The 25,131-nt window shown below is 64.6% G+C and carries 12 protein-coding genes, 1 tRNA gene and 2 pseudogenes; 8 read left to right on the top strand and 7 right to left on the bottom strand.

The window, feature by feature from the left end:
* Positions 1-41 precede the first annotated feature (41 nt).
* A complete protein-coding gene (gene pbpC / locus QX048_RS07705; protein ID WP_315827576.1) occupies positions 42-2,270 on the bottom strand; it encodes a penicillin-binding protein 1C in 2,229 nt (742 codons plus the stop codon).
* A complete protein-coding gene (locus QX048_RS07700) occupies positions 2,267-7,483 on the bottom strand; it encodes an alpha-2-macroglobulin (protein ID WP_315827575.1) in 5,217 nt (1,738 codons plus the stop codon). The genes pbpC and QX048_RS07700 overlap by 4 nt, the downstream gene beginning before the upstream one ends.
* A 474-nt stretch (positions 7,484-7,957) precedes the next feature.
* Here QX048_RS07700 and QX048_RS07695 point away from each other — a divergent pair.
* The 3 genes and pseudogenes from QX048_RS07695 to QX048_RS07685 all read left to right on the top strand — a co-directional run bounded on the left by QX048_RS07695 (position 7,958) and on the right by QX048_RS07685 (position 9,452).
* A tRNA-Arg gene (locus QX048_RS07695) sits at positions 7,958-8,034 on the top strand.
* A gap of 131 nt (positions 8,035-8,165) precedes the next feature.
* A pseudogene (locus tag QX048_RS07690) lies at positions 8,166-8,888 on the top strand (FkbM family methyltransferase); the annotation flags it as partial.
* A gap of 402 nt (positions 8,889-9,290) precedes the next feature.
* Complete coding sequence (locus QX048_RS07685) at positions 9,291-9,452, top strand: hypothetical protein (protein WP_315751088.1); 162 nt, start codon at positions 9,291-9,293, stop codon at positions 9,450-9,452.
* 83 nt (positions 9,453-9,535) lie between these two features.
* Here QX048_RS07685 and QX048_RS07680 read toward each other — a convergent pair whose 3' ends face one another.
* The 3 genes from QX048_RS07680 to QX048_RS07670 form a co-directional block, all read right to left on the bottom strand.
* Positions 9,536-9,748 (bottom strand): hypothetical protein, encoded by a 213-nt coding sequence (locus QX048_RS07680; protein WP_315711835.1) that lies wholly within the window; start codon positions 9,746-9,748, stop codon positions 9,536-9,538.
* Between the two features lie 120 nt (positions 9,749-9,868).
* Positions 9,869-10,342, bottom strand: coding sequence for a hypothetical protein (locus QX048_RS07675; protein ID WP_315827573.1), 474 nt, complete (start codon positions 10,340-10,342; stop codon positions 9,869-9,871).
* Positions 10,343-10,490: 148 nt separating this feature from the next.
* Positions 10,491-12,527 (bottom strand): acyltransferase family protein, encoded by a 2,037-nt coding sequence (locus tag QX048_RS07670; protein ID WP_315827572.1) that lies wholly within the window; start codon positions 12,525-12,527, stop codon positions 10,491-10,493.
* 1,137 nt (positions 12,528-13,664) lie between these two features.
* On the opposite strand from QX048_RS07670, the gene QX048_RS07665 reads away from it, so the two are divergent.
* Together QX048_RS07665 and QX048_RS07660 are read left to right on the top strand one after the other, a co-directional pair.
* Complete coding sequence (locus QX048_RS07665) at positions 13,665-13,820, top strand: hypothetical protein (protein WP_315738062.1); 156 nt, start codon at positions 13,665-13,667, stop codon at positions 13,818-13,820.
* Positions 13,821-14,086: 266 nt separating this feature from the next.
* The gene (locus QX048_RS07660) at positions 14,087-14,362 is read left to right on the top strand and encodes a hypothetical protein (RefSeq protein WP_315751081.1); all 276 of its coding nucleotides are present in this window, start codon (positions 14,087-14,089) and stop codon (positions 14,360-14,362) included.
* 84 nt (positions 14,363-14,446) lie between these two features.
* On the opposite strand, the gene QX048_RS07655 is transcribed toward QX048_RS07660, so the two are convergent.
* Complete coding sequence (locus QX048_RS07655) at positions 14,447-14,806, bottom strand: PRC-barrel domain-containing protein (RefSeq protein ID WP_315827632.1); 360 nt, start codon at positions 14,804-14,806, stop codon at positions 14,447-14,449.
* A gap of 476 nt (positions 14,807-15,282) precedes the next feature.
* On the opposite strand from QX048_RS07655, the pseudogene QX048_RS07650 reads away from it, so the two are divergent.
* Positions 15,283-16,297, top strand: a pseudogene (locus QX048_RS07650) (SDR family oxidoreductase).
* Positions 16,298-16,468: 171 nt separating this feature from the next.
* Here QX048_RS07650 and QX048_RS07645 read toward each other — a convergent pair.
* On the bottom strand, positions 16,469-16,660 hold the full coding sequence (locus QX048_RS07645; RefSeq protein ID WP_315711826.1) for a hypothetical protein: 192 nt from the start codon (positions 16,658-16,660) through the stop codon (positions 16,469-16,471).
* 690 nt (positions 16,661-17,350) lie between these two features.
* Between QX048_RS07645 and QX048_RS07640 the strand changes: the two genes are divergently transcribed.
* A complete protein-coding gene (locus QX048_RS07640; RefSeq protein ID WP_409977885.1) occupies positions 17,351-23,611 on the top strand; it encodes a HAMP domain-containing protein in 6,261 nt (2,086 codons plus the stop codon).
* Between the two features lie 13 nt (positions 23,612-23,624).
* Complete coding sequence (locus QX048_RS07635; RefSeq protein ID WP_315827631.1) at positions 23,625-25,118, top strand: HWE histidine kinase domain-containing protein; 1,494 nt, start codon at positions 23,625-23,627, stop codon at positions 25,116-25,118.
* Positions 25,119-25,131: the final 13 nt, after the last annotated feature.

The following is a 25,131-nucleotide window of genomic DNA, read 5'->3' as shown; positions in this document are numbered from 1 at the left end:
ATACGCTGAAACCGCTATGTCGACAACCGCTTAGCGAACCCTCACTGGATTCTGACCACAACTGTGTCCGCAGCGCCCGTGGCATCGATCACGGTGAGGCGGGCAAAGCCCGGCCCGGGCGGATCGATCAGGCGCTGGCGCCGGCTGTCGATCTCGCCGACGGCTAGTCCATTGACCAGCATGGTCAGCGGCAGCACGCCCCCGGACACTTTCACCGGCATCACCGACGCCTCGGGACCGGCGGACCGGTCGACATCGATGCGGGAGCCGTTCAGCGGGAACTGAATGTGCGGCGCCTGCTCCGCGCCGGTCCGCACCAGTTCTCCGACCGGCCGGAACCGGCGCAGGGGCAGCGGCAACTTTGAATTGCTGGCGACAAGCGCACCCTTGGGCGGCTTTGGCAGTGTCACCGGCAGCTTGCCGCTGCGGGCAAAAGCGTCGAACAGGATCGGCGCCGCGGCGACGCGGCCGATCAGGCCGGGCACCGGCGCGCCGTCGGGCCTGCCGACCCAGACGCCGATCGTCACGCGGCCGTCGAAACCGACCGACCAGGCGTCGCGATAGCCGTAGCTGGTACCGGTCTTGAAGGCGATCCGGTTGCGGGCTGCGTTTTCCGGCGGCGGGGTCCCCAGCAGCACGTTGCCGACCTGCCAGGCGGCCGCCGAATCCATCAGCCGCAACGGCTCGCGGGCATCGTCGGTGCCCTCCCCGGTCATGATCTCACGCAGCGGCCTGGTGGTGCCCAGGCGCGGGAATCCGGCATAGAGCTGGGCGAGGTCCTGCAGGGTCACGCCGACGCCGCCGAGGCCCATGGCAAGGCCTGGGGCTTCGTCCTTCGGCAGCACCAAATTGCCGCCGGCCTGTTTCAGTCGCGACGACAGCCGGCTGGCGCCGACACGGTCGAGCAGCACGATGGCGGGAACATTCAGGGACAGTTGCAGCGCCTTGCGCACCGGCACCGTGCCCTGGAACGTCATGTCGAAATTTTCCGGCGCGTAGGAGCCGAAGCGCACCGGGCGGTCATCGATGAGGCTCTCCGGGTGCACGAAGCCGTCCTCGAAGGCGAGCCCATAGATGAACGGCTTCAGGGTCGAGCCTGGCGAACGCACCGCGCGGGTCATGTCGACCTGCCCTGCCCGCCTCTCGTCGAAATAGTCGGCCGATCCGACATGGGCGAGCACGTCGCCGCTGTCATTGTCGACCACGATGATGCCGACCGAGACGTTCGGTCCCAATGCGATGGCGCGATCGCGCGCCAGCGGCTCCAGCACCTTCTGCAGCGAGGCGTCCAGCGTAAGGCGGATGATCGGCTGATCCTTGACGGTCGCCGAGGCCTGGTCGGCAGCATGCGGCGCCAGGATCGGCATCGGCTGGCGGAAGGCCGGCACGGCTTGCGCCTTCGCCTGCGCCGCGTCCTCGGCGGAGATCACGTTCTCCGACACCATGCGGTCGAGAACGCGGTCGCGGCCGCGTCGAGCGGCCTCCGGATGCCGGTCGAGCCGCCGCGTCTCCGGTGACTGCGGCAGCGCCACCAAGAGTGCCGCTTCCGCCAGTGACAGCCGCTTCGGCTCCTTGCCGAAATACGCGATCGAGGCGGCGCGGATGCCTTCGAGATTGCCGCCATAGGGCGCGAGCGTCAGGTAGAGATCGAGGATCTCGTCCTTGCTCAGCTCATGCTCGAGCTCGAGCGCGCGCACGATCTGCCTGAGCTTGGCGTGCAGCGAGCGCTGCCGCCTGGGCTCGAGCAGCCGCGCCAGCTGCATCGTGATGGTCGAGCCGCCCGACACGATGTGGCCGTGCGCGCCGAGCTGGATCGTGGCGCGCGCCAGCGCGCGGGGGTCGACGCCGTGATGGTCGTAGAAGCGCTGGTCCTCATAGGCGAACAGCAGTTTCAAATAGGTCGGATCGACGTCCTTCTTCGCGCTGACCGGCAGCCGCCAGCGCCCATCCGCCATCGCATAGGCGCGCAGCAGCTTGCCGTGGCGGTCGACGACGGTGGTGGACACGGCTTTGGCCTCGCGCAGCGGCAGGGGGCCGAGGGAGATGGTGTAGGCGGTGAAGGCAAGGATGACTGCGACGAACAAGAACAGCGCGCCCGCGAGCGGCCGTTTGACGCTCCGCCATCTCCTCGGGTCATGGCCGGGCTTGTCCCGGCCAGCCGCGCCTTCGTCGCCGCGAGCGATGGATGCCCGGGTCAAGCCTGGGCATGACGGAGTGTGCGGCACCGTCCGGCCACCCAACTCACGATCACTCGTTCCACCCTCGCTCATTTCGCCGCGCGGACCTCCACGGAGCCCGTACCGGTCCGACCATAGCGTGAGGGATTGTACATGTCTTCGACATAGGCCTGTGGCAGCACGTATTTGCCCGGCGACACCGCCCGCACCACATAGGCGACCGTGAACACGGACTTGGAATCCGCGGCGCGGTCGAGCGCGGCGGTGAAGCGGTCGTCGCGGAACTCGGTATTGACCGGCTCCTGGCCGTCCTCGATCCAGTCGAGCGTGCCGCTGTCGCCCGACGACACCAGATGCGGATTGTCGATCTCCAGCCCCGCCGGTAGATAGTCGGACACCATGATGTGCCCGTATTCCGGCTTGGCCTCGGTGACCTTCAGCACGACAGCGAAACGGTCGTTCTGCTTCGCGGTTCTGATATCGGCCGGCTTGCCGTCGAGCGTGTAGTAGCCACGCTCGATCTTGAAGCCGTTCGATGCCGCCGGCTCCGGCGTCAGCGGCGAGCCGGAGACGGAGACCACCGCCTGCACCGGCGCATCACCGGTGTTGGTGATCTTCAGCGGCTGGCCTGAGAGCTCAGCCGCCTTGTAGCTGCGGTACAGCGCCTGCTTCACCGCCTGCCCGTTGACATCGAGCGTCAGCGTCTCCTTGGCGAGCGCACGCGCCGCCAGCACCATCCACGCATTCTCCTGCGTCGAGGTGTACGGCGTCAGGCCACGCGCTGCCTCGACGCGGGTCACCGCCTGCGTCAGCGTCGCGCGCGGCGCATTGCCTTCGCCGGCCAGTGACACCAATGCCGCCGCATCACGCAGGTCGGAGCCGTAATCGGTGCGGCCGAACACCAGCACCGGCTTCGGCGCGAGGCTGTCGGCGGCTGCCGCATAGACCCGCTCGGCGCGGGCGCGGTCGCCGACCAGCGCGAGCGCCGCGGCGAGCTGCGCCTTGGCAATTGGAGTTGCGAGATTGCCGAGCTTGGTGTCGGCGAGATAGCGCAGGTCGCCGATCGGCGCCGCGCCGTTGCGCGCGAGCACGTAGAGGCCGTAGGCGAGATCGCGGCCGCCGCTCTTCTCTGGCTCCTCGGCATTGACCACCGAGTTCCTGACGCGGTCGAGCGCGCTCTTGAACAGCACGTCCGGCACGGCAAAGCCCTTTTCGCGGGCGCGGGTCAGGAAATCCGTCACGTAGGCATCGAGCCAGGGATCGTCGCCGCCGGCCGACCACAGGCCGAACGAGCCGTTGGAGCCCTGACGCGCCAGCAAGCGGTCGATCGAGTCGCGGATGCGCTGGTCGACCTCGGTGTCCATCGCGAGATGCGCGCCGGCTGCGAGCTCGTTGACATAGAGCAGCGGCATCGCGCGGCTGGTGATCTGCTCCGAGCAGCCATGCGGATAGCGGTCGAGCGCCTTGAGGATGGTTGCCGCATCGAGCGCGGTCGACAGTCCCGCCGACAGCGACACCGTACCGGTGCCCGCCACGAGATCATTGAACATGTCCGATGTCAGCGTCAGGCTCTCGCCCTTCGCGAGCGTGCGGATCGAGCGCCGCGCCAGCACCTGGGTCGCCGGCTTGACGTCGAGCTGATAGTGCCGCGCCAGCGCCAGCCCGTTGGGGCCCTTGATATCGACGTCGAGCTGCGCCGTACCGGTGCCGCTGGCATCCAGCGGCAGCGTCGACGACGCCCGCTGCTTGGCGGCGAGCTTCAGCGTGACGTTGGCATTGCCGGAGACCTTGACCGGGCCGCTGGCCTTGACGCCGACGACATAGTCGCCGGGCGCGCCCTCGACGTTATCGAGGTCGAACGACAGCGTGCCGCGGTCGCCGCTCAGCAAAAAGCGCGGCAAGGTCGCGGTCAACACCACCGGATCGCGCACGGTGACGTCGACATTCGCCCGGCCGACTTTCGTGGCGCTCCATGCGACCGCCATCACCCGCGCAGTTCCTGCGAACTCCGGAATATCGAAGCTGACCTCGACGGTGCCATCGGGCCCGACGGTCACGATGCCCGAATACAGCGCCAGCGGCTTCTGCGTCGGCGGCGAGCCTTGCAGCTCGGCTCCGCCACTGTCACCGCCCGAGCGGATCTGGCCGCGCGTGCCCTGCATGCCGTCGATCAGCTGGCCATAGAGGTCGCGGATCTCCGCGGAGAGCTGGCGCTGGCCGAGATAGTAATCGTCGGGCGCCGGCGGCTTGTAGTTGGTGAGGTTGAGAATGCCGACATCGACCGCCGCGATCACGATCTTGGCGTCCTCGCCGGGATTGAGCCCACCGACCTTGACCGGAATCTTCAACGCCGAGCCCGGACGTACCAGCGCAGGCGGCGTCAGAGCCACGTTGAGCGTGCGCGCTGATTTGTCGATGCCGAACCAGGCGACGCCGAGCGCGCGGCCCGGCATGCGCTGCGCGGCCGCATCGAGCGGACGGCGCAGCGTCGTGACGACGTAGGCGCCGGTGCCCCAATCCTTGCCGACCGCAAGCTTGACTTGGTTGGTACCTTCCTTGACCTCGGTGGTCTGCGTCGTCAGTAGCCGGTCGCCGAGCACGTTGACCGTCAGCTTGCCGGCAGTGCGCGCATTGACCGTCACGATCATGCTCTCGCCGGACTGGTATTGCGGCTTGTCGAGCGAGGTCTCCAAGAGATCCGGCGTGTCGGCGCTGCCGTCGGTGTACCAGCCGACATCGAACTGCAGCGACGTCACCGGGCCGTCGGCATCCGCCGACTTGACGTCGAGGCGATAGCGCCCGGCCTCCGGCTGGAAGCTCAGCCGCGCCGGCTTGTTGGCTGATATCGTGACGTCGCCGTCGCCGACGCGCCGCGTCGATTTCACCGGCTCATACTCCCAATAGGAGTTCTGCCGGTACCACTGGTAGCGCGACTCGATCTTCAGCAGCTCATAGCGCAGCCCGCTTCGCGCCAGCGTCTTGCCCTCCGGCGAGACGAACACGACGTCGAACTCGGCCTTGTCGCCCTCGCCGACGCTCTTGCCGGAGAACGACGGCTTGATGCCGATCTGCGCCGCCTTGGGCGCCACGGGGAGCGCCAGCTTGCGCTCGACGGCGCGGCCGCCGGTCTCAGCCAGGCGCACATAGATCTGCGCCTCCTGCGGCCGGCTGGAGGACGGCGGCTTGGGCAGGCTCACCGGGAACGTCGCCGCCCCCTTCTCGTCCGTTTCCGGCATGCCTTCGATCGGGGTGCGCTCGTTGGAGGCGCTCTCCTCGTCGGCGACGCCGAACTGGTAGCCCGGGAACCCCGGCCGCTCGGGCGCGGTCGTCACCAGCAGGTCGCCCTCGAGCTGCAGGCCGGAGGCCGGCGCACCGTAGAGGAAATGGCCGTCGACCTTCACCTCCACCGGAGTCTCAGCCTTGATCTGCTTGTCCTTGGAGCTCAAATCGAATTCCAGCCGCTCGGGGACGTAATCCTCGACCATGAAGGTGGTCTCGCCGACCGCCGTCCCCTTTGGGTCGGTGAAGGCGCGCACGCGGTAGGTGCCGGTCGGCACCGCCGAGTTCAGCGCCACGCTGAACGAACGGCCGCCGGCGCCCTGGTCCGGCAGCACCGCGCGGCGAAACTCGACGCCGTCGGGACGCTCGACGACCAGCGTCAGCGGCGTGCCGGTCATGGCATTGCCCTTGCCGTCGCGCAGCAGCGCGGTGAGGTAGACCGTCTCGTTGGAGCGGTAGACGCCGCGCTCGGAATAGACGAAAGCGTCCGGCCCCGTGGGCGCTTCGCGCCCGGCGACGCCGCGATCGGACAGGTCGAAGGCTGACGTCTTCAGGCTGAGGAAGGCATAGTCGGTCTTCTCGCCCGACACGGTCAGCATCGCCGGCGACAGCCCGCCCTCGCCACGCGCCAGGCCCGTCTCGAACAGCACGTGGCCGGCGTCGTCGGTCTTGCGCGTCGCGAGGATCTCGTTGTTGCGCGCCACCAGCCGCACCTCGGCGCGCGCGACCGGATCAGTCGAGGCCAGCGAATTGACGAACACGTGAATGCCGTCATTGCCGGAGAACGCGGCGACTCCGAGATCGGAGACGATGAACCATTGCGTCGCGAGTTGGCCGCCGTCCTCGTCATTGCCGCTCGTCGGCCCCTTCGGCGCCGCCGTCATCACATACACGCCGGGCTGCATGTCGCTCAGCGCCTGATCGACCGGGAAGGCCGTGGTGACGTCCTGGTTCAGGGTCATCGCGGTCGACAGCTCGCCGCTCCACACCTTCATGCCGCGCTCATTGCCGAGATCGGTGAGCTGATAGCTCGACAGCGGCCGCTGGAAGTCGCTGTCGATGACGGTGTTGATCAAATTGCGGTCGCCGATCCGGAACACGTTGACGGTGACCGCCGGCGTGTTGACGCTGACCAGCGGAATGCCCTTCTGCCCGATGCGCGGCAGCACATAGGCCTTGCCGGTGAAGCGCACGAACGGCTTGCGGTCGCGAACATAGATGTTGAACTCGGCCGATTTCGGCAGGCTCTCCTTGACGCCCGACGGCAGCCCGGCGCGCAGATTGATGTTGTAGCGCTCGCCGTGCTTGAGACCCTCGACGCAGAGCTGCTTGTCCTCCGAGGTCAGCGCCGGCTTGTCATTGCCGGCCTGGGCCACGAACGGCGAGAAGTCGGTGCGCTTGGCGAGATCCTCGGAGAACTGGAAGCAGGCGCGCGGGCTCGCCGAGTCCGAATCCACGGTGTAGTCGAGCAGCTTGAAGCCGTGCTCGTCGCGCATCCGCTCATACTGCCCACGGACATCGGCCACCTCACGCAGCTCGAGCGACATCCTGAGCGTATCCAGCGCTGGCCGCCACAGCTTGCGCTCGGCCATGGTCTTGCCGAGCACGGCCAGCGCATCCGCCTCCTCGCCGGCATTTCCGGCGCGCTGATAGGCGATGTAGGCCGCCGTCGAGGCCCGCTCCAGGAGGAAGGTCTGCTCCGACGGATTGATCGGCTTGATCTGGTTGAGCACGGTGCGCGCCAGCCGCAGCCAGTTACCGGAATCATCCGGCGCAGCGGTCGCGATCTGCCCGAGGATCTGCAGGCCGGTCCGTAGGTCGTTCCGCCGCAGCGCCGCGTCGGCATCGGTGCGAAGCGTCGCCAGCGGCTTGTTCACCGCCCCCGCCTCGCTCTTGATCTGCGCCTCCAGCTTGATCGCGGCATCGGCGAGGTCGTCGCGCTTGAACGCCTTGTCGGCGGCGTGGGCAGAAGCAAGACCGAGCGCCATGATGGCGCAGAGGACGGCGGCGCGAACCAGACCGATCATGGGGCAGCTCCTTGGACGGCGATTGGGGCGGCTGTTCCGGACACGCGGAGAGATGTCCGTGTTTGGCCGATTCGTGGCGAGAATGGACGCGAAATGGTGACGGACTGATGGCAAAGGTTGCAGCGGACCGGCGAGCGGCCCGTCCCAGGCGCGACCATCGGCACGCACATGCGACAGGAAAATCTGTTCATCAACGGGCAATTCACAGGACATGGCATACAGACAAGCCGCGGCGGCCGTCGATCCGGCGTCGCTGACGCGCAAATGGGGCGATAGACCCACCTCCGCCTCCGCTTGGTCTCGCCGGGCCTCCGTCGGGTTCGGCCGCTCTTGGCGAAACGGAAGATTTTTCATATGACCCGTGCTATGGAAAGCGCGCCGGCCGGGCTTTGCCCCCGGCACCTATCCCATGACGCTCATCCTCCGGACGTTCATCTTGGGATGGTCACCGGGCGATAGTCGTCTCGCGACGCCGGTCCCATAGCTCAACTGGATAGAGTAGCGGATTTCTACTCCGCGGGTTGCAGGTTCGAGTCCTGCTGGGATCGCCAGTCGCCACGCCAGCGCCATCTTGGCGCCCCGCCACTCGTCCATTTTGAAACATTGCCGTGAACGACAGGGCGTGCGCACCCGAGTTCGCCCTCGTTTGGCGGGCGCGTAGCCATGGCGTTGGGGGGCTCGGTTGGCGAAACATGAGGCATCCCGGTTTCTGGTCAGAATCCTGCGGTCCCGATTCCGCGACCACAAGACGGAGCTGTCCGAGTTGCACCGTCACATCCGGCGCGGCGACATCGGCGCCAACAAGGGCAGTTTTCTCTACTGGCTGGCACGGTGGTCGGCGCCGGGGCGGGTCATCGCCTTCGAGCCCCAGCCGGACCTTGCCGAACGATTGGCGCGGCTCTGCTCCCGGTTCTCGCTCGACAATGTCGTCGTCGAACCGCGCGCCGTCTATTCGTGCTCCAGCAGGAAAACCCTGTTCGTTCCCGAAGGGCATCAGCCCGGAGCTTCGCTGCTCCGGCCCGCCGAGACCTCGAAGGCGATCCAGGTGCAGACGACGTCGCTGGACGACTATCTCCCTGACACCGCAAACGTCTCTGCGATCAAGATCGACGTCGAGGGTGCCGAACTCGACGTACTGCGCGGCGCCGAGCGCACCTTGCGCCGATGCCGGCCGTTGATCGTGGTCGAGTGCGACCGCCGCCTGGCGACGCTCGACAGGGTGAAGGAGACATTCTTACTCCTGCGGGGTCTCGGCTATCGGGGCCAATTCCTGAGCCGCGGGAGATTGCTTCCGTTGTCTGCCTTCGACCCGGAAATCCATCAGCGCGCCGATGGCGAATGGTTCTGGAAGCGGAAGGACTATTGCAACAACTTCATCTTCAGGAGCGTGCGCGCGCCGACGTCCTGTGACCACGAAGCTTTCCTGGCACCGATCGAAACCACTTCGCCGGGCGCACGAAGTCGTCCTGAAACAGTCCCCCGGCAAGTTGCCCAGCATCACATCGACTGATGGGGGTTACCGATGTCCACGTTGCTGAGCTTTATTTTCGAATCCTATTGCCTGAGCTGCCGGGCGATGTTTCCGGAGCTTGATACCGGTCAGCCGACCGTCGCTGAGTAGCGCGCGCCGAGCGGCCGGACTCTCGACCCGAGGTTCAGCCGCGCGGACCCAGAGGTTCTGCTTTGGCTGTTCGCCTGCGACGCAGGATGCCTCGCGTGCATTAAGCTTTCCTCTTCAGCTTAACGCCGGCTTCCATTTGACGCCGACGCCCTTCATCCGCCACGTGCTGGGCGATGGAGTTGAACCATGTTCGAACTAGCCATTTTGACTGCAATCTGTTTCATCGCCGCCGTCGCCCTCACGATCATTTACCAGCGGCGCCAGGATGTCCTGTATGGCCCCTACATTACCGATGTCTCGTGGCGGACGGCGCTCCCCGACGACCGCGTCGAAGCGTCGTCATCCTGAGCCTGGACGCACTCCCGAAATGCTCCCGCACAAGCCGTCGCGATCACGCCAGGGAAGAGTGGCGGTGCGCCCGACGCCCGATTTCAGAAGCCGATGCGCCCGCCAGAATCGTTGAGCAGCGCATCGAGCCGGTCCGGGCTCATGCTTTGTCCGCCGGGCATCTCGATGCTGACGCAGGCGGCGCCGAGACGCAGATAGGCATTGGCCGTCAGCAGCGCGTCCTGCGCGCTGCGGCACCTGATGGTGGCGATCGCGCTGGCGCTTTCGGCCCGTACGGTGAAGGACGCTGCGGCCATGAAGGACTGGCTCATCTGTAAGCGGCGGCTGAAATGAAGCCGAAGCTTATTCAGAGGAGCCCGACGGTATCATTGAGGTGGATCAAAGCCGCCAGCCGAAGACTTCGCTAAGCGCCCCCCTCAGCTTCGGTTCAGCGACAGGCTGATGCGGGTGACGATGCCGTCCCAAGCGCGCTCCCAGACCCGGGGGTAGTTGATCAGCACGCAATGCACGTAGCCGCCAACGAAGTTGCAGCGATTGTACCAGACATAGTCGCCCTTGTAGCTCGACACCGCGAAGAATCGCGAGGTGACGCGCTTGTATTGAATATTCGGCGGAGGGTTCTTCCTGGCAAGGAACCGCGCAGGTGACTCCCGCGCGTTATTCGATACCGACTGCACGGTCAGATTGGCGCGGCCGTCGGCAGTCTGGAAGCGTTGGCCGTAGCCCTCGGGTTGGCCCGCCGTGTCGCTGAAGATCGAGACCGGAATGTCGACCGATGTGCCGGTCTCCGGGATCCTATAGGTGTTCCAGCGAACCGATTGGGCCGTCGCGGCGGTGCTCCAGCAGGCGGCGCACGCAAGCACTGCCATCGCCTTGATGATCGGATTCATGTGTGTCGTCCCGAACGGCTTGAGAACGCGATGACGTTGGATCACTTTCGCGGCCGCGCGAAGGCAATGTCCGACATCAACGGCAGGCGAACGCACGACACCCGCCGAAGTTCATGGCTCCCGCAGGTCCCGTGCTCGGTCGCTTCCATCATTGAACGCGGGAGGGGGCAAGGTTCCGGGTTGCCGCCGGACCGTCACCAGCCATGAGCTCGTTCGTTCCGGTCTCGGAGGGCTGCTCCAGCCTTCGCAAGAAGGCATCCAGTTGCGGCGCGAGTTGCGAGACGACGAACCTCGAGCCTTCCGGGGTGAAATGGATGGTATCCCAGACGATCGGGGTTTCCGCGTCAATCGTCAGCGGACAACGCCTCTTGCTGCAAATCGTGTCGAGAATGGAAACGTATTGAACGAGCGGATACGCGCGGGCGATCTCTCTCAGACGATCGTCCGCCTCGAACGACGCATCTTTCGGCATCAGCGAATTGCCGATCGGGACGTGCGTCTGCTCATGGTTGAACAACGTCGAAGCCAAGGGAACTGGAAACTCGATCGAGGGACCGAGCAGCAGAACGGGAACGCCCGTTTCCTGAGCGACCGCCAGCAGCGCGTTCAAATAACCGTCGACGCGCCGTGCGGGAGGCCGGCCATAGGTTTCGAGATAGGCGCGCCAATTGCCGGAAAGAATGATGGCGTCAAAGCGGTGCGCCTTGATCTGATCGCGCAGCAGCCGATTGACGTCGTTACAGTTTCGCGAGCTGCTCAGCTTGAGCTCGACGAACGGCGGGCAGCCCCCTGACGTGAGCTGCAGAAGATGGTAGGCATCGGACGACAGGTAGCTGCGCAACGCCCAGGCATAATGCGCGGCAAGGCTGTCGCCGGCGAGCAGAATGTTGCGCTTGTTCGCAGCCGGTTTCAGGCACGCCTCGAAATCGTAGGCCGATGCCGGCTCATCGGGCTGCAAGAAGCAGCTGTGCGCACGATAGAACGGCTCCATCGTCCGGGAATCGTACCGGAGCATTCGTGCCTGTGATTGCGGGAAGCGATCGGCGTAGCCGTCATGCGCGACGCCGTGAACTCCGACCGCGACCATGACGGCGGCAATGCCCGCGATCACCGGGGAGCCACGCACGCCACCCCATACCGTTCGTGCGCGCGCAGGCCGCTCGACGATGACGTAGGACAGATAGGCCAGCAGCAGCGAGCACAGCAGGAGTCCAACCGTAGCTGCCGCCGAGGTCGCCACATCCAGCGGCAGCGCGGCCCTGCCGAGGACGAAAACCGGCCAGTGCCAAAGATAGAGCGAGTAGGACAAACGGCCGAGGAATGCTCCGAGCTCACTGAATGGCAGCCCGGGTCTGCCCTTCTCCTGATTGAACGCGACGATGTAGACCGCAGCACCGACACAGGGGACCAGCGCGTGCAATCCCGGGAAGCGGGTCTCTGCGCGGAAGATGACCACGGCAAGCAGCATGGAGACCATGCCCGCGGCCGCGAAGGCCAGGCGCGTCACGCTTCCAACCGGCGACCATCGATGCAGGAAAAACGCAATGCTTCCGATCAGGAACTCCCAGGCCCGCAGCGGGGCGATGTAGAAGGCGGTCGAGGGCGATTGCTTGATCCAAAGCTCGTCGAGCACACACAGCGCGATCGTTCCGAGGATGACCAGCCCGAGCGACGGCTTCGACGTTGGATCGGGAAACAGCCGGCTCCAGAGCCAAGTCACGACCGGAAATAGGAAGTAGAACTGCTCCTCCACCGACAATGACCAGGTGTGGATGAGAACCTTCCCGATCGTTGGTAGATCGAAATAGCCGGTCTGCGACCAGAAGAAGACGTTCGACGAAAACAGCACCGTGGAGATCGCGCTTCCGAAGAACATTCGGTAGTCGCCTGGAGGCGCCAAGAACCACGCGACCATCCCGGTGACGACGATCATCAAATAGAGCGCCGGAAGCAGCCGCCTCGCCCTCCGTTCGTAGAACTCAATGAAGGAAAACGAATCGGATTGAATGCCCGTCCAAATGAGCCGGGAGATCACATAACCGGAGATGACGAAGAAGATGTCGACGCCGACAAACCCACCGCCAAAGCCCGGCAGCTCGTAATGAAATCCAATGACCGAAATCACGGCTACGGCGCGCAGCCAATTGATGTCCGGCCGGTATTCCAAAACCTTTGTGCGCGTCATGCTGGCAGCCTGGGCGGGCCGTTCGCCCTAACAGGTTACCTGCTGACATGTTCCAAAATGAATTGCAACGTTCAGAAACACACGGAAATACCGTTGTTGGTTGGTGTATCCGAATTGCCGCACCGCCTCAGGAGCCCATCACGCGGGGATGCTGGAGGATAGCGGGCACGGCCGGCGCCATTCCGCCTGCGGCGTCATCCGCTTCGCATCGGCAGGATTGCCGATCGGTCGCGACATCCCGGTACTGACATGGGGACGGTGATCGAGAGCTCGACAGAGCAGCGAGAACGCGCAGCATCCGTCCAGGCCCACCTTGCGAGCAAGCCAGATCCATGCGCCGCGCTCGCGCGCGCTGCCCAACGCAGCCTTCGACCCGACGGCCGCTCGGGTGTCGGTAACTGCTCAACCTTGGGCCTTCTCTTCTTGCTCAAGCCTAGCAACGCGCCTTCATCACCGAGGGCGGGCATGCCACGCGCGCTTCCTCCATCATGATTCATGAACTGCCCATCATGCTGGCGCCTCAACTGGGCTCGACACGAGACGCCCGTGCGATCCCCGCTCGATGATGGTGGGGCTGTTGTATGATCAGCACACCCGCCAGCGAGATTTCAGCGACCCGCTTCCGTCGTCACCACCCACATGATACCAGTCATGCCAAAGAACCCGGCGAGCGAGTGGCGACATCGCCATAGCCGTTAACACCTCGCCACAAATTGGCCGAGGTCGAGGTGAGCTGCCTCTATACTTAGAATTGCTTTTGCAACCGCATTGGCGCCGTGGCGCGCACGGTGCTCATCGGCACCGGGCCGCACCGGATGAGCACGCTCAAACAGCCTCCCTGAAGAAATTAAGCTTAAAAACGTGCGGCGCCGCGTCTCCGCAACCTGGCAACTTCTTTCAACAGCCGAGACGTGCAACAATACTGCACGCAACTAATATCAACCTCAGATTTAATTTACTGATCATTTACTTTCCGCAACTTTGCCCCAAAAACTGCACGATGCTGGGTTCCTCTTTCACAATTAGAACTCTTCTGGGACTCTACAAAAACCACCTCCCAGAAACGGGATCTAACAACCTCGGATATACTTTTCATAACTCACTCTCCGTCTTCGTTTCGCGTACAGAGGTCCCACAATGACAACACTCATCAAGGCTCTCCCGACCCATCTCGAAGAGACCCGTATCGACTCCGAGAAGCTGCGCACGATCCTGATGCTCTGCGGCGCCACGGCGTTTGGCTTCATTCTCCACGCCACCTACGGTCTCGATCTCAGCTACGCTTTCTTCTGATTTGATCAGTCCACCGGTCGCGGGCTGGCGACTCTTCATTGCCGGACGCGATCGGCGTCGGTCCCGACTCGCGGGGTTATTGAACAGCCCCGCGCGTCGCCTTTTCGAAGCGCTACGCCCCACGCGAAGAATATGGCAGATGCCGTCAATCACAGGCTTGATCGTGCTTTTGCACAGCCTGGCCGCGCCGCTCCCACAATTCCGCCGCGACGAAGCGACACGCTGAGGGTGTTGAGAATTGCGGTTGCTTGAGGACGAGTAGCGTCATGCGTTCACCAGTATATGATCTCTATCAGATGAAGCAGGATCGCCTGCCGAAGGGAGCCCGTTCGGCATGGCTGAGGACAAGGCCGAATGAGCCGCCCCCCACCGCCGATGACTGGGTCTTCGTCGGCAAGGAACGGCATCCGAGCCGGTGGACGGTCGCAGAGATGAATGAAAAAGGCACCTGCTACCGCGAGATTCCGATCTGGCTATCGAGCCGCCGCAGCATGATGGCTGGATCGGCGGCCGAAAACGGCGCTCAGCCGCCGGCCGCCTGAGATTTCATCTGGGGTCGCGGACAAGGCCGCGATACGCGACGTTCGTCGGCATCCTCGCCAGCGCAATGAACGAGGGCGGCGGTCCTAAGCGAGTTGGACGCCGTAATAGTCGTCGACCTTGCGCCCCGCCCCGGCATCCCCCCAGTCCCACTCGCGCTCGTCGGAATATTTCGGCGCGCCCCGCAGCTGGTTCTCGGTCACGCCGGTAACGTAGCCGCCGAGTCGCGTGTCGTACTTCAGGGATTGCCAGGGCAACGGGTAGTGATCATTGCCAAGCCCGAGGAAACCGCCGAAGCCCAGGACGGCATACGAGACCCGCCCGCTGAGCTTGTCGATCATCACGCGTTCGATGGTGCCGATCTTGGTGTCGTCGGCGCCATAGACGGCCGTGCCTTCGACCTTGTCGCTTCCAATCAGGTTGCCATATTCGCGTTCATCGAGCATCGATGTCACGTGATCCTCCCGGTGCTAATGGATCGATAACGTTCGGCCGTCACCGGCCGTTCCCAAGGGCCTGAAGGGCTCTCAGTCACTCGCCGACGGGTTACTGTCCTGCTCGGGATGACGTGTCGCCTCGCGGGACGGAGCATCGGGAGATGTGGTCCTATGAACCTGCTGCGCACGCTCCTTGTCGGCGGGCTGATCCTCCCCGCGTCCTGTCCTGACGATGCCTTGGCCTTGCTGCGCCATCGGATGGCTCTCCTTGGTTGGTGATCCGCGAAGGGCGTCGGATTGGATAGTGCCGACGCCACTCCGATTCGATCGAAAACGACGCCGGCCGCGCCTGTTCGTTCCTCCCTGAGCCAACAGGCCGCAGAGCCGACCAGTGCATCTGGCGCGCGACACGGTGCTTTCAGCGATCCAAATGAAGCGTTGGTGGTCTCAGGCCGTTGACCACGTCCCTCGAGAGGAGACACCGCATGGCAGGCGATCGCACAACGTCGATGTCCCGCCGCGAGATGGTCGGAGGCACCGCAACACTTGCGGCCGCATCGCTGACCTCGGCAACAGCGAAAGGACGCGAGACGATGGCCGCAAATTCAACCCCGCCCGAACCGCTCGTGGACCCCCAAGGACAAATATCCGAAGCCGCCGTTCGAACACCAGTCGCAGCCCTGGGCCGGCCTTGCGAGCAGGATGTCTCCGCGGCCTGATCACGGCGAGACCAGCTACAAGGGTTCCGGACGCCTCGCCGGGCGCAAGGCGCTGATCACCGGAGGCGATCCCGGCATGGGACGCGCGGCCGCCATCGCCTATGCGCGGGAAGGAGCCGACGTCGCGATCAACTACTATCCGACCGAGGAGCCGGATGCGCAGGAGGTCATCGCGTTGATCGAGGCCGAGGGGCGAAAGGCCGTCGCCATCCCCGGCGATCTGCGCGACGAGGAGTTCTGCCGGCGGCTGGTGCAACAGGTCGTCGAAGCGCTGGGCGGACTCGACATCGTCGTCAACAACGCCGCGCGGCAGCAGGCACGCCAGTCGATCCTGGATGTCTCGTCCGAAGATTTCGACGCGACGATGAAAACCAATATCTATGCCCCGTTCTGGATCATCAAGGCCGCCCTGCCCCATCTGAAGCCGGGATCGGTCATCATCGGCACTTCGTCCGAGCAGGCCTACGATCCCTCTCCCGACCTCTATGACTACGCGCAGACCAAGGCGGCGACCATGAACTACGTGAAGTCCCTGGCCAAACAGCTCGGGCCGAAGGGCATTCGCGTGAACGCCGTCGCTCCTGGGCCGATCTGGACGCCCCTTCAGGTCTCAGGCGGGGCCACTATGGAGAAACTCGAAAAATTTGGTGGTCAGACTCCACTCGGTCGTCCCGGCCAGCCGGTGGAGCTTGGATCGATCTACGTCCAGTTGGCCGCTGCGGACGCGAGCTACGCCAACGGGCAGGTCTATGGATCTTCGGGAGGGTCCGGGCAGCCCTGAAGCCGCCCGCCTCGCTCAAATGCGGGTGACAGGCTGCGGAAGCGAATACGCTTCCGTATGCACCTGACGGATCGTTGTGAACGCAGCGACAGCCGACGCCAAGCTGAACGCAGTCAGTAGCGCAATGAGAATCGTTCGTGGGGTCATCGGACGCTCCTGCATTCTAATTGGTTACTCGTGCCGCGCAGCCTTCGGCTCGCCGAGCGGCGCAATCTCGCCGTCGAGCCAGTCCTGCTGGAGGGCGAGCGCATTCCAGCCCTGGGCCATGCGCCGATAGCGCCGGAAGGCCGGCTCTTCCTGCGTGCGCTCCGCAAGCTGGAGGCAGTTGTCCGCGTTCTCTCTGAAAAGATCTGATTGTTTCATACAAATTTAGCTGGTGGGCGCCGCGCGCCGATGCAATCGTGTTACACGATATTAATGATCATGGAACTGTCGGCAGTTCTCTATCGAAAGCGGGGAGCAGTACGTTCTGTTCCAAGTTGCAAGATGGTCGTGAGACCGAGCATCACAACGCTCAGCCGTGGTGTTGCTGACTCTCTGACCTATTCCACTTCGGGATCCGCGTCGCAGCCCTGGACTGCATCGTCATCCCGCGCTCCGAACAACGAGGTCCCCGCTGCACCCGCTACTTGCTGCGCTGCGGTCGGAGCGTTGCGGAACTGGCGGGCGCATCGCCCGTCGCTCCCGGGCCGGCCGCGGGACTTGGCGGTGGACGACCATGAAGGCGGCCACGACACCGAGTTGAGAATCGTGCTTCTCGTAACCCCTAGGCACGACCAGCGAAGGCTAATCTCTGGCTTGGTTCCGGAAAGGGATGGCTCATCCTCGCAAGAGAGAAAAAGAATTCTGGAACGTTCCGCCTGGAGTGGAGTTGAGCCATTTGTGCCGGCAAATGCCGGTTCCATCAGTCGGAGAAATCGGCCTCCCGGCTTGATTTGATTAGTTGCCGCGGCTTCTATGCCGCCCGTCATAAGTGTCTCAGATTCTTGATGGTAGACGATTCTGACTTGGGGGAACTTGATGAGCGATGATGCTGCTGCCGGTGCGATGCCCATGCGCCAGGGGTTCGGTCGCCACGGCAACGGAGTCGAGGCGGCCGATGCCAGCCAGGATCTGCTCCGCGTCCTGCAGGCCATGCGTTCCGGAGATTTCTCCGTGCGCATGAGCGGCGACTATCTCGGCATCGACGGCAAGATCGCCGACACGTTCAACGAGATCATTGCAGCCAACGAGCGGATGGCGCAGCAGCTCGAGCGCGTCGGCCAGGTCGTGGGACGCGAGGGAAAGACGCGCCAGCGCGTGCGGTTCGGCATCGCCAGCGGCTCCTGGGCGGATATGGAGAGCTCGATCAACACGTTGATCGACGATCTTCTATGGCCCACCCGCGAGGTGACTCGCGCGGTCGCCGCCGTGGCCCAAGGCGACCTCCTGCAGACCGTGAAGCTGGATGTCGATGGCCGGCCTCTGGGCGGCGAGTTCCTGCAGTCGGCGACCATCGTCAATACGATGATCAAGCAGCTCAGCGTCTTCACGTCCGAAGTGACCCGCGTGGCGCGCGAGGTCGGCACCGAGGGCAAGCTCGGCGGACAGGCCCAGGTTCCCGAAGTCACGGGCGTCTGGAAGGACCTGACCGAGAGCGTCAACTCGATGGCCAACAACCTCACCGGCCAGGTCCGCAATATCGCGGAGGTGACGATCGCGGTTGCCAATGGCGACCTGTCGAAGAAGATCACGGTCGACGTGCGTGGTGAAATTCTGCAGTTGAAGGAGGCGATCAACACGATGGTCGACCAGCTGCGCTCGTTCGCGTCGGAGGTGACGCGCGTGGCCCGCGAGGTCGGCACCGACGGCAAGCTCGGCGGTCAGGCCATCGTTCCCGGCGTTGCCGGCACCTGGAAGGACCTCACCGACTCCGTCAACGCGATGTGCGGCAACCTCACCGCTCAGGTCCGCAACATCGCCAACGTCACCACTGCGGTCGCCCGCGGTGACCTGTCACGCAAGATCACGGTCGATGTGCGCGGTGAGATCCTGGAGCTGAAGGACACCATCAACACGATGGTCGACCAGCTCAACGCCTTCGCATCCGAGGTGACGCGCGTGGCGCGCGAGGTCGGCACCGAGGGCAAGCTCGGCGGCCAGGCGCAGGTGCCCGGCGTCGCCGGCACCTGGAAGGATCTCACCGACAACGTCAACTTCATGGCGTCGAACCTGACGGCCCAGGTCCGCAACATCGCCGACGTCGCGACCGCCATCGCCAGTGGCGATCTTTCCAAGAAGATCACCGTCAACGTTTCCGGCGAGATCCTTCAGCTGAAGGAAACGCTGAACACGATGGTCGACCAGCTCAATGCGTTCGCCGGCGAGGTCACGCGCGTGGCGCGCGAGGTGGGCACCGACGGTCGGCTGGGCGGCCAGGCCAACGTGCTCGGCGTTGCCGGCACCTGGAAGGATCTCACCGAGAGCGTCAACTCGATGGCGTCGAACCTGACGGCGCAGGTCCGCAACATCGCCGAGGTGACGACCGCCGTCGCCAACGGCGACCTGTCGAAGAAGATCACCGTCGACGTGCGCGGCGAGATCCTGGAGCTGAAGGACACCATCAACACGATGGTCGACCAGCTCAACGCGTTCGCCGGCGAGGTGACCCGCGTCGCCCGCGAGGTCGGCACCGAGGGCAAGCTCGGCGGCCAGGCCATGGTGCGCGGCGTCGCGGGCACCTGGAAGGACCTGACCGACAGCGTCAACTCGATGGCCTCGAACCTGACCGGCCAGGTCCGCAACATCGCGGAGGTCGCCACCGCCGTCGCCAAGGGCGACCTGTCGAAGAAGATCACGGTCAACGTCTCCGGCGAGATCCTTCAGCTGAAGGAGACGCTGAACACGATGGTCGACCAGCTCAACGCCTTCGCCGGTGAGGTGACGCGCGTGGCGCGCGAGGTCGGCACCGACGGCAAGCTCGGCGGCCAGGCCGAGGTGCCCGGTGTGGCCGGCACATGGAAGGACCTCACCGACAGCGTCAACTCGATGGCCGGCAATCTGACGGCGCAGGTGCGCAACATCGCCGAGGTGGCGACGGCCATCGCCGGCGGCGACCTGTCGCGCAAGATCACGGTCGACGTGCGCGGCGAGATCCTGAGTCTCAAAGAGACGCTGAACACGATGGTCGATCAGCTCAACCGTTTCGCGGGCGAGGTGACGCGCGTCGCCCGCGAGGTCGGCACCGAGGGCCGGCTCGGCGGCCAGGCCAACGTGCCCGGCGTCGCCGGCACCTGGAAGGATCTCACCGACAGCGTCAACTCGATGGCCGGCAATCTGACGGCTCAGGTCCGCAACATCGCCGAGGTGACCACGGCGGTGGCGCGCGGCGACCTGTCGCGCAAGATCACCGTCGATGTGAAGGGCGAGATCCTGGAGCTGAAGAACACCATCAACACCATGGTCGATCAGCTCAACGCCTTCGCATCGGAGGTGACGCGCGTGGCGCGCGAGGTCGGCACCGAAGGCAAGCTGGGCGGCCAGGCCGAGGTGCCCGAAGTCGCAGGTACCTGGAAGGACCTCACCGACAGCGTCAACTTCATGGCCTCGAACCTGACCGCGCAGGTCCGCAACATCGCCGAGGTCGCGACCGCGATCGCCGGGGGCGACCTGTCGAAGAAGATCACGGTCGACGTGCGCGGCGAGATCCTGCTGCTCAAGGACACCCTGAACACGATGGTGGAGCAGTTGCGCTCGTTCGCGGCCGAAGTGACGCGGGTCGCGCGCGAGGTCGGCACCGAGGGCCGATTGGGCGGCCAGGCCGTTGTGCCCGGCGTCGGCGGCACCTGGAAGGATTTGACCGACAACGTCAACCTGCTCGCGGCCAATCTGACCACGCAGGTCCGAAACATCGCCGAGGTGACCACGGCAGTGGCGCGCGGCGACCTGTCGCGCAAGATCACCGTCGACGTGAAGGGCGAGATCCTGGAGCTGAAGAACACCATCAACACCATGGTCGATCAGCTCAACGCCTTCGCCGGCGAGGTGACGCGCGTGGCACGCGAGGTCGGCACCGAAGGCAAGCTCGGCGGACAGGCGCAGGTGCCGGGCGTTGCCGGCACGTGGAAAGACCTCACCGATACCGTCAACTTCATGGCCGCGAACCTGACGGAGCAGGTCCGCGGCATCGTCAAGGTCGTGACCGCCGTCGCCAACGGCGATCTCAAGCAGAATCTCACGGTCAAATCGAAGGGCGAGGTCGCAGCGCTCGCCGACACCATCAACAACATGACGGAGACGCTGGCGACCTTCGCCGACCAGGTGACGAGCGTGGCCCGCGAGGTCGGCGTCGAGGGCCGGCTCGGCGGCCAGGCCAACGTGCCCGGCGCGGCCGGCACGTGGAAGGACCTGACCGGCAACGTCAACCTGCTCGCGGCCAACCTGACGTCCCAGGTGCGCGCCATTGCTGAGGTCGCTACGGCCGTGACCAAGGGCGATCTCACCCGCTCCATCCAGGTCGATGCCCGCGGCGAGGTGGCCGAGCTCAAAGACAACATCAATACGATGATCACCAATCTGAGGCTCACCACCGACCTCAACACCGAGCAGGACTGGCTCAAGACGAACCTCGCCAAGTTCACCAACATGCTGCAGGGCCAGCGCGACCTGACCACCGTTGGCCGCCTGCTGCTGACCGAGCTGACGCCGCTGGTGAACGCCCACCGCGGCGTGATCTACCAGGTCGAGACCGAGTCCGCGCCACAGCTGCGCCTGCTCGCCTCATACGCCGATGACGGCATCTATCCTCACCGGACGCACGTCCAGTTCGGTGAGGGGCTGATCGGGCAATGCGCGATCGACAAACGCCAGCGGCTGGTTTCGGAGATACCATCCGACGTCATCCCCGTGGGCTCCGCCCTGCTCCGCGCCGTCCCTAAGAACCTCGTGGTGCTGCCGGTGTTGTTCGAGAACCAGGTCAAGGCGGTGATCGAGCTGGCGTCGCTCAGTCCGTTCACGACGTCGCAGATGACGTTCCTCGAGCAGCTCACCGACTCCATCGGCATCGTGCTCAATTCGATCGAAGCCACGATGCAGACCGAGGGACTGCTGAAGCAGTCGCAGCAGCTCGCCGCGGAGCTTCAGACCCAGCAGCGCGAGCTGCAACAGACCAACGAGCAGCTCGAGCAGAAGGCGCAACAGCTCGCCGAGCGCAACGTCGAGGTCGAGCGCAAGAACCAGGAAATCGAGCAGGCCCGCCGCGCGCTCGAGGAAAAGGCGACCGAGCTCGCGCTGACATCCAAGTACAAGTCCGAGTTCCTCGCCAACATGTCGCACGAGCTGCGCACGCCGCTCAACAGCATCCTGATCCTCGGCCAGCAGCTGACCGAGAATCCGGACGGCAATCTCACGCTCAAGCAGGTCGAGTTCGCCCGCACCATCCATGGCGCCGGCACCGATCTGCTCAATCTGATCAGCGACATCCTCGATCTCTCGAAGATCGAGTCCGGCACCGTGACGGTCGACGCCGAGGAGATCCTCACCACCAACCTCCTGGAGACCGTGGGGCGTCCGTTCCGCCACGAGGCGGAAAATCGCCTGCTCGCCTTCAACATCGACGTCGACCCGAACCTTGCGCGTAGCATCGTCACGGATTCCAAGCGCTTGCAGCAGGTGCTGAAGAATCTGCTCTCGAACGCCTTCAAGTTCACCGCCGAAGGAGGGGTGCGCTTGAAGGTGTCTGCGGCGCTCGGCGGATGGAGCGCAGAACATCCGGTGCTCAATACGGCACCGGCCGTGATCGCGTTCGAAGTCTCGGACACCGGCATCGGCATTCCGCAAGACAAGCAGAAGCTGATCTTCGAGGCGTTCCAGCAGGCGGATGCCGGCACGAGCCGCAAATATGGTGGCACTGGTCTCGGGCTCGCGATCAGCCGCGAGCTCGCCAACCTCCTGGGCGGCGAGATCCACCTCAAGAGCGCCCCCGGCAAGGGCAGCACCTTCACGCTGTATCTGCCGCTCAAATATTCAGGTCCCGCAACGGCGCCGCGCGTCAGTCCGGCATCGCCCGTTCCCTACGTTCAACCTCCAGCCCTACAGCAAGCGGCCGCGCCAGAGCGCGGGATCGAGCCCCCGCCGGACGATCGTCTCGATCTCGAACCCGGCGATACGATCCTGCTCGTGGTCGAGGACGATCCACACTACGCGCGCGTCCTGATCGACCTCGCGCGCGACAGGGGCTTCAAGGTCCTGACCGCCAGCCGCGGCGCCGAGGCGCTGGATCTTGCCAAACAGTATCAACCGGCTGCGATCTCTCTCGACGTCTTCCTGCCGGACATGCTCGGCTGGACCGTTCTGAGCCAGCTCAAGCATAATCCGCTGACGCGGCACATCCCGGTGCAGATCATCACGCTCGACGAAGACCGCCAGCACGCTTTGGCGCGTGGGGCCTTCTCCTTCGTCAGCAAGCCCACGACAACGGAAGGCGTCAGCGCGGCCCTGTCGCAGATCAAGGAATACGCGAAGCCGCGACGCAAGCGGCTGCTGATCGTGGAGGACAACGCGGCCGAGCAGCTCAGCATCCGCCAGCTGTTGGATCACGACGACATCGAGATCATCGCGGCGGATACGGGAGCTGCGGCGCTCGAGACGCTGCGCAGCGCACCGTGCGACTGCGTGGTTCTCGATCTGCGGCTGCCCGACATGAGCGGGTTCGACGTGCTCGATCAATTGCGCTCCGACGAGTTCTTGTCGAGCGTTCCGGTGGTCGTCTTCACCGGGCGGGAATTGTCGGCCGAAGAGGATGCGGAACTGCATACGATGGCGCGGAGCATCGTCGTCAAGGGCGTGGAATCGCCGGAGCGGCTGCTCGACGAGACATCGTTGTTCCTTCACCGCGTGATCACGGAACTGCCGCTCGAGAAGCAGCGCATGCTCGAGAAGCTGAACAGTTCCGACGAGGATCTGATCGGCAAGACGGTGCTGCTGGTCGACGACGATGCCCGCAACATCTTTGCTCTCTCCAGCGTGCTGGAACGCCGCGGCATGAAAGTGCTGACGGCCACCACCGGCAGCGAAGCGATCGACCTGGTGCAGAGCAATCCCGCGATCGCGATCGTCCTCATGGACATCATGATGCCGCAGATGGATGGTTATCAGACGATCGGCGTCATTAGGCAAAACCCCGCCTTCGTCCGGCTCCCCATCATCGCGTTGACCGCGAAAGCCATGAAGGGAGACCGCGAAAAGTGTCTCGAAGCTGGCGCCTCCGATTATCTGGCAAAACCCGTCAACACCGAGCAGCTGCTTCTTGCGATCCGCATGTGGCTGCACCGCTGAACGGCTCATCATGATGGAACATGCGAAGGTCAACATCCTCTTGGTCGACGATCAGCCGGCGAAGCTGCTGGCCTACGAGGTCATCCTGAAGGAACTCGGCGAAAACCTCGTAGTCGCCACCTCTGGTCGCGAGGCGCTCGAAATTCTGCTGAAGAACGAGATCGCAGTGATTCTCGTCGACGTCTGCATGCCTGAGCTCGACGGCTTCGAGCTGGCGCAAATGATCCGTGAGCATCCGAGGTTCCAGAAGATTGCGATCATCTTTATCTCCGCCATCCAGGTGAGCGACTTCGATCGCCTTCGTGGCTATGAGATGGGCGCCGTCGACTACGTGCCGGTTCCTGTCGTGCCGGAGGTGCTGCGCGCCAAAATCAAGGTTTTTGCCGAGCTCTATCGCAAGACACGCGAGCTGGAACGTCTGAACCTTGAGCTGGAGGACCGGGTACGGGCCCGCACCGCCGAGCTTGAGCGATCGACAGCAAAGCTCGTCGAGAGCGAGCAGCGTCGGAGCATGGCGATCGCAGCCGGCAGGATGGGCTCGTGGGACTGGGACGGTGTCAATGGCGACTGGATGTGGGACGAGGGGCAGTACCGCATCTTCGGCGTCACGCCGCAGAACTTCGAGCTGAACACCGTGAACATCATGGCGCTGCTGCACCGGGAGGATGCCGAGCGCGCCCGCCAAGTGGTCACGGAATTCAGCCGTGGCGCGACGTCGTATGAGGCTGAGTTCCGGATCCACCGGCCCGATGGCGAAGAGCGGTGGTGCGTGGGAACGGCCGCGGCGACCACCGACAGGACCGGCCGCGTGGTCCGCGTCAGCGGGGTCACGATCGACATCACCGAGCGCAAGCGCGCCGAGGAACGCCAGAACCTGCTGACCCGCGAGGTCGATCATCGTGCCAAGAATGCGCTGACCTTGGCTCAGTCGATCGTCCGCCTGACCAAAGCCGACAGCGTGAAGACCTATGTCAACGCCGTAGAGGGGCGCATCAGCGCACTGGCCCGCGTTCACACCATCCTCTCGCTATCAAGCTGGGAAGGTGCGAAAATAGGTAGGTTGGTGGCCGAAGAGCTCGCGCCCTATGCAACCGGCGGCCAGGTCGCCTTTGACGGCGTCGATCTGCAACTTGAGCCTGCGACCGCGCAGACGCTGGCGCTGGCGCTGCACGAGCTGGTGACAAACTCGGCCAAATACGGCGCGCTGTCGGTCCGCTCCGGGCATCTCTCGGTCAAATGGAGCATCGAGGATGAGCGCCTGGATCTGATCTGGATTGAAACCGGCGGTCCCTTGGTGCGCGCGCCGACCTCGCGCGGCTTCGGCACGCGCAGCCTGATGGCCAGTGTGGAAAGCCAGCTCGGTGGGCGCGCCTCGTTCGACTGGCGTCCCGAGGGATTGGTGTGCCGGCTGGTCGTCCCGCTCCGCCCCGGCGCGACCCCGCCGGAGATCACGAGCCCTTGCGCGACGGCGGCGCCGGGCGACGCACGACAACGGGCTGCGGGCTGACCGCTCCGGATAG

Origin of the sequence: Bradyrhizobium sp. SZCCHNS30572 (assembly GCF_032484415.1) — a bacterium.
GTDB lineage: Bacteria > Pseudomonadota > Alphaproteobacteria > Rhizobiales > Xanthobacteraceae > Bradyrhizobium.
This window is presented reverse-complemented; position numbering and strand designations above follow the sequence as displayed.

Bases quoted from the DNA above. Each gene is read 5' to 3' on its own strand.
- QX048_RS07675 (WP_315827573.1), bottom strand. From the start codon at position 10,342: ATGAATCCGATCATCAAGGCGATGGCAGTGCTTGCGTGCGCCGCCTGC.
- QX048_RS07660 (WP_315751081.1), top strand. From the start codon at position 14,087: ATGCGTTCACCAGTATATGATCTCTATCAGATGAAGCAGGATCGCCTG.
- QX048_RS07645 (WP_315711826.1), bottom strand. From the start codon at position 16,660: ATGAAACAATCAGATCTTTTCAGAGAGAACGCGGACAACTGCCTCCAG.
- QX048_RS07685 (WP_315751088.1), top strand. From the start codon at position 9,291: ATGTTCGAACTAGCCATTTTGACTGCAATCTGTTTCATCGCCGCCGTC.
- QX048_RS07640 (WP_409977885.1), top strand. From the start codon at position 17,351: ATGCGCCAGGGGTTCGGTCGCCACGGCAACGGAGTCGAGGCGGCCGAT.
- QX048_RS07665 (WP_315738062.1), top strand. From the start codon at position 13,665: ATGACAACACTCATCAAGGCTCTCCCGACCCATCTCGAAGAGACCCGT.
- QX048_RS07670 (WP_315827572.1), bottom strand. From the start codon at position 12,527: ATGACGCGCACAAAGGTTTTGGAATACCGGCCGGACATCAATTGGCTG.
- QX048_RS07655 (WP_315827632.1), bottom strand. From the start codon at position 14,806: ATGCTCGATGAACGCGAATATGGCAACCTGATTGGAAGCGACAAGGTC.
- QX048_RS07700 (WP_315827575.1), bottom strand. From the start codon at position 7,483: ATGATCGGTCTGGTTCGCGCCGCCGTCCTCTGCGCCATCATGGCGCTC.
- pbpC (WP_315827576.1), bottom strand. From the start codon at position 2,270: ATGAGCGAGGGTGGAACGAGTGATCGTGAGTTGGGTGGCCGGACGGTG.
- QX048_RS07680 (WP_315711835.1), bottom strand. From the start codon at position 9,748: ATGGCCGCAGCGTCCTTCACCGTACGGGCCGAAAGCGCCAGCGCGATC.
- QX048_RS07635 (WP_315827631.1), top strand. From the start codon at position 23,625: ATGGAACATGCGAAGGTCAACATCCTCTTGGTCGACGATCAGCCGGCG.